The sequence below is a fragment of the Methylomonas methanica genome, assembly GCF_001644035.1.
Classification (GTDB): Bacteria; Pseudomonadota; Gammaproteobacteria; order Methylococcales; family Methylomonadaceae; genus Methylomonas; species Methylomonas methanica_A.
In genome coordinates this window covers 47,015-55,984 of sequence record NZ_LUUG01000063.1, presented here as the reverse complement: position 1 = coordinate 55,984, position 8,970 = coordinate 47,015, and the positions used below count along the sequence as shown (strand labels likewise).

9 protein-coding genes and 1 other RNA gene are annotated in these 8,970 nt (G+C 51.7%); 7 read left to right on the top strand and 3 right to left on the bottom strand.

Going from position 1 to position 8,970, the window contains the following annotated elements; all coding sequences use genetic code 11:
* The coding region (locus A1332_RS09935) for a hypothetical protein (RefSeq protein ID WP_231890257.1) at positions 1-854 on the top strand (854 nt) is incomplete at its 5' end.
* A gap of 327 nt (positions 855-1,181) precedes the next feature.
* Complete coding sequence (locus A1332_RS25275; protein WP_157203987.1) at positions 1,182-1,337, top strand: hypothetical protein; 156 nt, start codon at positions 1,182-1,184, stop codon at positions 1,335-1,337.
* Between the two features lie 17 nt (positions 1,338-1,354).
* Here A1332_RS25275 and ubiH read toward each other — a convergent pair whose 3' ends face one another.
* From ubiH to A1332_RS09920, 3 genes are read right to left on the bottom strand one after another with little or no spacing between them, the layout of a single operon-like run.
* A complete protein-coding gene (gene ubiH / locus A1332_RS09930; RefSeq protein WP_064008333.1) occupies positions 1,355-2,569 on the bottom strand; it encodes a 2-octaprenyl-6-methoxyphenyl hydroxylase in 1,215 nt (404 codons plus the stop codon).
* A gap of 3 nt (positions 2,570-2,572) precedes the next feature.
* The gene (pepP, locus tag A1332_RS09925; RefSeq protein WP_064008332.1) at positions 2,573-3,880 is read right to left on the bottom strand and encodes a Xaa-Pro aminopeptidase; all 1,308 of its coding nucleotides are present in this window, start codon (positions 3,878-3,880) and stop codon (positions 2,573-2,575) included.
* 15 nt (positions 3,881-3,895) lie between these two features.
* The gene (locus tag A1332_RS09920) at positions 3,896-4,423 is read right to left on the bottom strand and encodes a UPF0149 family protein (protein WP_064008331.1); all 528 of its coding nucleotides are present in this window, start codon (positions 4,421-4,423) and stop codon (positions 3,896-3,898) included.
* Between the two features lie 102 nt (positions 4,424-4,525).
* Here A1332_RS09920 and A1332_RS09915 point away from each other — a divergent pair, with 102 nt between their 5' ends.
* The 5 genes from A1332_RS09915 to A1332_RS09895 all read left to right on the top strand — a co-directional run bounded on the left by A1332_RS09915 (position 4,526) and on the right by A1332_RS09895 (position 8,622).
* Positions 4,526-4,753 carry a TIGR02449 family protein gene (locus A1332_RS09915; protein WP_064008337.1) on the top strand — a complete coding sequence of 76 codons (228 nt, stop codon included), beginning with the start codon at positions 4,526-4,528 and terminating at the stop codon, positions 4,751-4,753.
* Complete coding sequence (locus tag A1332_RS09910; RefSeq protein WP_064008330.1) at positions 4,750-5,049, top strand: cell division protein ZapA; 300 nt, start codon at positions 4,750-4,752, stop codon at positions 5,047-5,049. Before A1332_RS09915 ends, A1332_RS09910 begins: the two co-directional genes overlap by 4 nt.
* A 22-nt stretch (positions 5,050-5,071) precedes the next feature.
* A non-coding RNA gene (ssrS, locus tag A1332_RS09905) (6S RNA) lies at positions 5,072-5,251 on the top strand.
* 388 nt (positions 5,252-5,639) lie between these two features.
* The gene (locus A1332_RS09900; protein ID WP_064008329.1) at positions 5,640-7,169 is read left to right on the top strand and encodes a hypothetical protein; all 1,530 of its coding nucleotides are present in this window, start codon (positions 5,640-5,642) and stop codon (positions 7,167-7,169) included.
* 511 nt (positions 7,170-7,680) lie between these two features.
* Entirely contained in the window at positions 7,681-8,622 is a 942-nt protein-coding gene (locus A1332_RS09895; RefSeq protein WP_064008328.1) for a DUF1152 domain-containing protein, read from the top strand.
* Positions 8,623-8,970 lie beyond the last annotated feature (348 nt).

Below are 8,970 nucleotides of genomic sequence, written 5' to 3'. Positions count from 1 at the left end.
GAGTCACGGATTCAGGTATTCTGCATACTCAGTTCGGCATGAAACACGATTGGAAATTTGTCCTAACCTTGCTATTTAGTGTTGCAGGGGTAGGTGTGCCTGTCTTGCTATGGCAAGCCGACCAGAGCTCAAAGTCTCTCACGATTCAGTTGGAAACAATGATATCGCTTCAACCTGGCGGGCAGGATGTAATCGCAGGAATAGAAATATCAGCAGATGGGGTGTATTTAGAACACCCACATCTGGTTGTCTTCGAAATACGAAATGACGGTAGCAAACCAATTCCTGCTGCAGACTTTGAGTCTCCAGTCAGTATTCAGTTAGTTTCTGAAACCACTGTGGCCCGCGCAAATGTATCAGGCAAAGAGCCGAAAGACATTGAAGCCACACTATTGAATGAGCGACAGGGTATTACACTAAAGCCAACGTTACTAAACCCAGGCGACACCATTTCTGTAACCGTAATTACATCTGGCGCGCCCCCTATTTTCGAGTCAAAGGCACGGATAGTTGGGATTTCAAATGTTGTACTGGAGGACGGAGCGGAGAAAAAACCAAATAGAATAAAGCTAACATTACTTCTTTTTGGTTCAATTCTTTCATTCGTTAGCTCTTCACTTATGAGCGACTTTATGGTCGAGCCAAAAGGAATTTTTCTGCGACGAAGGGCGGCAGCATTTGTCGGTATAGTTGCAGTGTTTCCAGGTGTGATAGCGCTTCAAATGTTTTTGGAGAGAATTGAAGTTCAAGGTTTCTGGTACCAGATACTGTCCTACCTAATCCTAATGATTCCGGTTGGCTTCATTGCCCGAGCACTCAACCGCAGTGAGCATGCTAACGCTTTATCCAAGTAAGCCGGAACCGGTTTACCGGATTCCGTCGAGCGGAAGCCTCGTAGGTCATGGTGCGCGTTAGCGTTCCCTGACATATCCAAAAGATAGTATTGAAATGTCACATAACCGCTTAAGCGGCAATGTGACCTAAAGCTACGATTCGCACGAAAAGCGAAAGCCGAATTCCCTATTGGCATCAAGCGCGAAATTTTGTTCCGGGAGGTTTAAATCAGTTTCAGACGGCTGTTGCACCTAGCGGGTGCCATTCTCGCGGTCGCTTTGGGCGTCGGCTTGTGGAAGCAGTGGACATTAATTTGCAACGAAGCTTGTGCGCCGGGGCGGTCGTTAATGATGATTTTGCTGAGCTTCTTACTGCCGGCAGTGGCGTATTGGACGCTGTTGGTATGGACGGCTGTACGTCCAAGGCCCAGTGCCCGAGTTATTGCGGCTGTCTTGAGTTTGGCGGGTCTGGCGGCGGCGATTTGGCTAAGTTTCTTTGCGTGAGGTGGAGCGGTTTTGGTTTATTTGCGTTCGCCGATTTTAGGCAGCCGATCCGCCAAACCCATCGCATGCCGCGTCAGTAGTTGTTTGGCAAAGGGCAGGTGGTCCAGCAAGGTCAGGCCGGCGTTGCGGACGGCGGCCAGCGGTAGATTGTCGTTGGAGAACAGCTTGACCACGCTATTGGTAAAACCGATGGTTTTGCCGTGATCTTGCTGACGTTGCCGGCTGTAGTTTTTTAGCAGGCGGGCGTCGCCCAAATCGCCATGCTGCTCGTGCTGATCGAGCAGCATTTCCGCCAGTAAGGCCACATCACGAATCCCCAGGTTAAAGCCTTGGCCGGCCACCGGATGCAGTTGATGCACGGCGTTGCCGATGATGACGGTGCGGCCGGAGACCATGCTTTCGGCGCGGATCAGGCTTAAGGGAAACGCCCGCCGGGGTGCGGCAAGTTTTAGTTCGCCCAAACGGTAGCCAAAGCAGTTTTGCAGTTCGGCGAGAAATTCGCGGTAGCTGACGTTAATCAGGGTTTCGGCTTGCTCGTGAGTGCGCGTCCATACCACCGCCGATTGTTTACCGGCCACCGGCAGCAAGGCCAGCGGACCGAATTCGGTAAAACGTTCGAAGGCGATGTTGCGGTGCGGCAGCGCCGATTGCACGGTGGTGACCAGCGCGGTCTGCCCATATTCGGTGACTTGCTGCGGAATTTCCAGCAGCTTGCGCACGGTGGAGTTGCCGCCGTCCGCACCGACCAGCAATTGCGCGCTGACATTCAAAGAACTGCCGTCGTGTTGTTTCAAACTGACGTTCACGGCGTCGCGGCCTGACATTAAACCGGCCACCCGAGTTTGATACAGACAAACCGTGTCGGTTTTTTCGACCAGATCGGCCATGTGTTGTTCGATGTCGCGGGCGACGATCACATAACCCAAAGCTTCCACGCCCTGATCTTCAGCGGCTAGCCGGGTTTTCCCGAAATGGCCGCGATCCGAGACGTGGATGTGTTTGATTGCGGTGGCTTTATCGGCCACGCCGCGCCAGGCGCCCAAATCATTGAGCAGTTCCACTGTGCCGGCCGCCAAAGCCAACGCGCGGTCGCCGGCCGGTGAATGACGCAGTTGTTCTCGGCTATTGGCTTCGACCAGGGCGATCTTCAAGCCGCTGTTTTTTAGCGCCAGGGCCAGACAGTTGCCGGCCAGGCCGGCGCCGACGATGATCAGATCGAAATCGTGCTGCATGGCTTAGCCTGCCATCAGCGCTTCGATGTCGGCAACCGCTTTGGGCACGCCATGAGTGAGAATTTCATGGCCGTCTTTCGTCACCAAGACATCGTCTTCGATGCGGATGCCGATGCCGCGCCATTGTTTGTCCACTGTTTCGCAGTCGGCCGGCACGTAGAGGCCGGGCTCCACGGTTAACACCATGCCGGGCTCCAGCAATCGCCATTCGTCCTTGATCTTGTAATCGCCGACATCGTGTACGTCCATGCCCAACCAATGGCCGATGCGGTGCATGTAAAACTGTTTGTATTTTTCGTCTTTGATCAATTTTTTGGGTTTGCCTTTTAACAGGCCCAACTCGATCAGGCCCTTGGTCAGGGTTTCTACTGAGGCGTCGTGGGCTTTATTCCAGGGATTGCCGGGTTTGATCTCGGTCAGCGCGGCAGCTTGGGCATCCAGTACCAATTGGTACAACAATCTTTGCGGCTCGCTGAATTTGCCGGACACTGGAAAAGTGCGGGTGATGTCGGCGGCGTAATGGTCGCATTCCACGCCGGCGTCGATCAGCAGCAAATCGCCTTTATTGAGTTTGTCTTTGTTTTCAACGTAATGCAGCACGCAAGCGTTCTTGCCGCCGGCGACGATGGACGGGTAGGCCACCGCGCGCAGGCCGTCCTGGATAAATTCGTGGATCAGCTCGGCTTCGATTTGATATTCGTACAAACCGGGTTTGCAGGCCTGCATGGCGCGGACATGCGCCTTGGCCGACACTTCGCCGGCGCGGCGCATCAATTTCAATTCTTCCGCGCTTTTGAACAAGCGCATTTCGTGGAGGATGTGTTCCAGCGACACCAGTTCGCCCGGCGCGGTCACGCCGCTCCGGGATTGTTTGCGGATGTGGTTGATCCACTCCAGCAGCTTGTGGTCCAAATCGCTGTCCTTGCCCATCGGGTAGAATACTTTGCTTTTGTTTTCCAGCATGCCGGGCAGGATGTCGTCCAGATCATCGATCGGGAAAGAGTCGTCGGCTTCGTAGTGTTTGGTCGCGCCTTCCAGGCCGGCATGGGCGCCTTCCCACAAGGCTTTTTTCTCGTCGAACTCGCGACAGAACAGAATGTACTCGCCTTGCTCGCGACCGGGGATGAACACCGCCATCGACTCGGCTTCGTTAAAGCCGGTCAGGTAGTAAAAGTCGCTGTCCTGGCGGAACGGGTAATGCACGTCGCGGTTGCGGGTGCGCTGCGGGGCGCTGGCAATGATGGCGATATTGCCCTTGCCGATTTGCTTCATCAGGCTGGCGCGGCGTTTTTTGAATTCGCTTTGTTTCATGGTCGATCTGCTTGATTAATGCGGTTGCGATTGGCCGAGTTCGGCAAATTGGTCGCGGACGGTAAACACTGCGGCGCGCACATATTCGCGCAGTTCGACCAAGGCATTTTCGTCGTCTTCGTCGCCGACATCGGTGTCGATTTTGGTCAGCTCTATCATGTCGCGCATCACTTCGGCGGTATCGCCCGGCCAGTCCGATCCGGTTTGCGCGTAACCCACGCCGAACAAGAAGCCCTGGCACCAACAGCGCAGCGCTTCTACTTGCTCGTCCAGCGGGTCGTCGTCTTCAGGCATTAGCAAGTCGAAAGCAAAATCCTCATTCTGGTTTTCCAGAAGGACCCTGGTTTTTTCGAATATGCCGTGCAGCAACGCTTTGTCTTCGTCGATCAGTTGTTGTTCGTCGTCGATCAGTTCGCGCAGCCAATTTTCCGCATCGGCGCGGATTTCGACACAGAGCATGCCGGTGGCGATACCGTGCGCCTCGGCGGCCCCGATATCGGCGTCTTGTTGCTCTAAAATTGCTTCAACCGAACGGTAGGTCATCTGGGCTGTGTTTCCTATTAAAGCTGTTTAATAACATGGCTTATGCTAACATTCTTAGCCATCTACGATGATTATAACGTCATATCGGCCCATACTCTTGCTATGTCTGAAACAGAAAAAGATCCGTCAACCGAACTGGAAGCCTTGGAAGCGAAACTAGATACGCTCATAGCCCAATTCAATCAAGTCAAAAGCGAGAATAAGTCCTTGAAAGTTAAACAGGATGCCTTGGTTAGGGAAAAAGCCAAATTGCTGGAGAAAACCACCTTGGCCAAAACCCGAGTGGAAGCGATGATTGCCCGTTTGAAAGCCATGGAGCATGATTCGTGAGTAAAGCCGTCCAGCCCGTTTCGCTGAATATTCTGGATAAGGAATACAAAATCGCCTGTGCCGCCGACGAAAAAGATACCTTGATCAGCTCCGCGCGCGAGCTGGACAGACAAATGCGCAAAATCCGCGACACCGGCAAGGTCAGCAGCACCGACCGCATCGCGGTACTGGCCGCCTTGAATTTGGCCCACGATTTGGTGGCATCCAATAAGACCGAAGTCAATGGCAATTTGGATATTTGTGAGCGCTTGGCCGATTTGCGCAACAAAATAGAAAACGTTTTGGAAAACCCGTAATTCCCCGGTAGACTATAAGTCCAATCTCCTGCGGCGTTCGAGCAGTACTGGGTGTTTCCTGAACCTGTTTTTACCCCGGAAACTTTTTGCCTTTCATGGTGCGCATGCCTGTTTATTCAGGAAGCCTGATTGATTGGATTTGGTTTCCACTTGAACCTTCGGTTCAAGGACGAAAGTATCAGACGGCGCAGGCGGGAGATCTCTTCTTTTTTCCTCTCTTTATTCACAAGCTTGATTTGCAGAGTAGGTATTTCTGCTTTGAGCTTGCCGGCTGTTTTAATCGATTTGGCGTTTTAGTAGCCCCGTATTTTGTAGCTTCGGGTATGCGACTTTTTGAGTGCGCAACATAAATTACTCAAATACCGTTATGTCTCAAATACATCGACATGCTCGTGACTAATGTGCCCGATGCTGCGAATTGGCATGCGGGGAACTTGTCCCATGGATCATAAGACTTAGCTGCGGTAGCGTACCCGTCTACCGGTTACCGCGCGTATGCAACACAATATGGCTATCACCTTGACGCCTTGCGGATTAAGCCTTAGTGTCTCTAGCCAGAGCCCCAAAACTTAAACAAATAACTTGGAACAATGACTATCGAATCCCTGATTAATTTTGCGATTCAACTTCTCGGTGCCGCTGCCGCCGCGTTTTTGGCCTATCGCGCCTTTCAGAAACGCCGGATTCAACTCGGTACGGAACCCACTTTGCCGCAGTATTTTATCCGGCGCGGCACGTACTGGAGCGGGATTGTCCTTTACTGCGCGTTAATGGCAGCTTTATTCTATTTGCTGACCTGGCAGTGGTTACCTTTAGAGCCTCTGATAACGCTGATCGTCAGCCATTTGCGCGCCGGCGAATTGGTGAATCTGCTGTACGGTTTGGACGGCAATAAACTGTTGCCGCTGATAGCCGCCGGCATCATGTTGTTTTTCGTCGCCTGGGAGAGCCCGTTTAACCCGTTGTTGATATTGCGGGACAGCATCCACGACGCTTTTGCGATACCGACCAAAGCCGTCGAAGTGTACAACGCGTTGATCAAATCCCGGCTGTCGGCGGTGGACGACAAAATAAAAGCCCAAATCGCTGATCGCCTGTTGGTGCAAAGCATAGATGCCGGCGATTTCGATAAATCCGGTGCCACAGTCGAATATAAATGGGCGCATAACAGCCTGCTGTTCGATCAGATCCAACATTACGCCGATCAATCCTCGTATCGACGCCTGTTCAGCGAGCCCTCGCTGAAATGGGGGGAAATCTGCATTTCCTATAATGCCATGTCGGAAAAAGTGAATATTTGGAAAGAAGCCGAGCCGCATTACACCAAGACCGTCAACTTGTTGAAGGACTTGGACCGGCTGACCAGTCTTCTGTGCCGATTGCTGGCGGCGGCTGTGGTATTCGGCAGTCCCAGCGAGGATGAACTGTGGAGCACCGTGAAGAAACTCGGCGGCAATGTCCATGAAGCACGCTTGAAACATACCTATAAATACTTGCTGATATTTGCCGCCGCGACGGCGTTTGGGGTGATTTTGGGGCGCGAAGTGTCGGTGGCGCTGCACAATGTGTTTTTGTTCCCGGATAAGCCGTTGCCGCACTTTAGCTATACCACCTTGCGCTGGATAGCTTATTCAATCGCGATTTACGTGGTGCCGATCACGCTGGTTTTCGCTTTGCGGAGTGTCGCATTCCGGCATCAACAGGAACCCGCCGAACAGAATTACGGCTTTTACATGGCAATCATGTTCGTCTGCTTCCTGGTCAGTACCACCATATCGACGTTTATCCTGGAGTTAACCTTTTACCGTCGGGATGATTTTAATTTCCTGGACAGTTTCCTCGACCATGCCCGCTGGGGGATTATGCCGGCGCTGATTTGCGGTTTCGTCGCCTATCGGATGGACGCTCCGGTCAGCGAAGCGGAAGCCTTGAGCAAGAGTGCTCTTTCCGCTGTGTTGAGGTTTATGGCCTGGGGTGGGATTGCGGTTATTTTTATGCTGTATGCGACGGACGATTTAGCAATTGAGAAGTTGAATCTGCGGTTTACCTTGGTGGGGACGGCGTTTTTTGTTACCGGGTTGCTGGGGGCGGCGGCGCGGTTTAAGACGGTTAGTGATTAGATTGGATTTGTCGGGTGGGCGCGGGTTGAAGTTTATGTGTCGCTGGTGCGACGGCTGGTTTTAATGTCGGTGCTCGGCGCGGCATACGGGAGAAACCCTGCGCCAAATCCGACAGCTTCTTATTTACGAAGTTTTATAGTTTTATAGTTTTGTAGGGCGCATTAGCGATAGCGTAATGCGCCGTATAATTTAAAGCCAACATACGGCGCAATACGGCTACGCCTATTGGCGCCCTACCCATTGCAACTTACGGCCTTGATCTCGATAAAAGCCCCGGTGCTCGGCGCGGCATACGTGAGTAACCCCGTCTCGAGCTTGAAAGGCTTTGACGATTCTTTTGGACTTTGTGGAGCAGCTCCGAATCGTGAAGCGTATTCGGAGGAACGAGGGATATTCCAAACATCGTTTAGACCGTTTGCGAGATAGCTCACGTCCCAAAGATTTTGCCAATATGCGTCCGATTACGCTGCGCTAATCTGACGGACCTACATCACTAAGCTAAAGGTTTTACGTGAACATTCCATTTTTCGATGCGTTGGCAAATGGGCAACGCTTTTTAATTGCTGGGGTTGGCGGCGGATTCGACATTGTCAGTGGCGTCCCCATTTACCTATATTTGCGCCGCCTTGGTAAGCAAGTGGCGATGGCCAATCTTTCTTTCACAGCGTTGGGTTTTTCTAAATGTGAAGAAATTCGCCCTGGCGCTTTTCTTGTGACTAAACAATCTACCGATTTGCCATATTTTCCAGAGAGACACATTTTGAATTGGTTGTCGTCTTTTGGAGAAGAGCCCGCAATGTATGCGTTTTCGAATGAGATAGGCGTATTACCCTTGAGGAGTGCATATGCCGAAATAGTCGAGCGTCATCAAATCGATACGCTGGTATTGGTAGATGGGGGCACCGATAGTTTGATTTTTGGAGATGAGCCGGGGATAGGTACGGTTGTTGAAGATGCATGTTCGATGATTGCTGCTAGCGGCGTAGCCGTAAAACAAAGTTTGATGGCGGTGGTAGGTTTTGGAATAGATCATTTCCACGATGTCAATCACCACGCCTGTCTTGAGAATATCGCGACGCTAATCAAGGACGATGGCTATTTGGGAGCTTTTTCCTTAACCAAGGATATGTATGAGGGCAGAGGGTACCTGGAGTTGGTTGATTACCTCAATCAAAATATGCGTGTTAGGCATTCTATTGTTACAAATTCGGTTGCTAGCGCGATAAAAGGTGAATTTGGGGATCATCAAGTGACATCTCGAACTAGCGGAAGCGAATTATTTATAAATCCACTGATGAGTTTGTATTGGACTTTTTCCTTGCCTGCTGTAGTACGGCGAATGGCGTTTGCTGCAAAAATTGAGAACAGTACTGAAATGGACGAAGTCGTTAAATTGATCCGTTCTTTCCGTATTGGAACTAGGCTAAGGGATCGCAAACGTATTCCATTGTAAAAATTCACGGCTCTCAATCAGATTTTTCGATGATATTTTGAATCCCGAGAGGGTTTTGGCCCTCTATGCCGCGCCGAGCACCGGAGCTTTTGAACGGATCTGCCCGTAGGGGCGCCGCAGGGGCGGCGCGTTGCCGAAGGGGCAGGAAGCCCCTTTCGGCAACCCCGTTCAAAAGCGAGGAGCGCAGGGAATAAGCGGCATTCGGGTGGCTTTTTCTTTGGATACTTTCTTTTGGCCAAGCAAAAGAAAGTATCTCGGCTGTCGGGCCGAGACCCGACATACAAAATAACCGTCGCGTCAGCGACACAATAAAAACCTGGATCCCCGCATTCGCGAGGAAGACGGCCA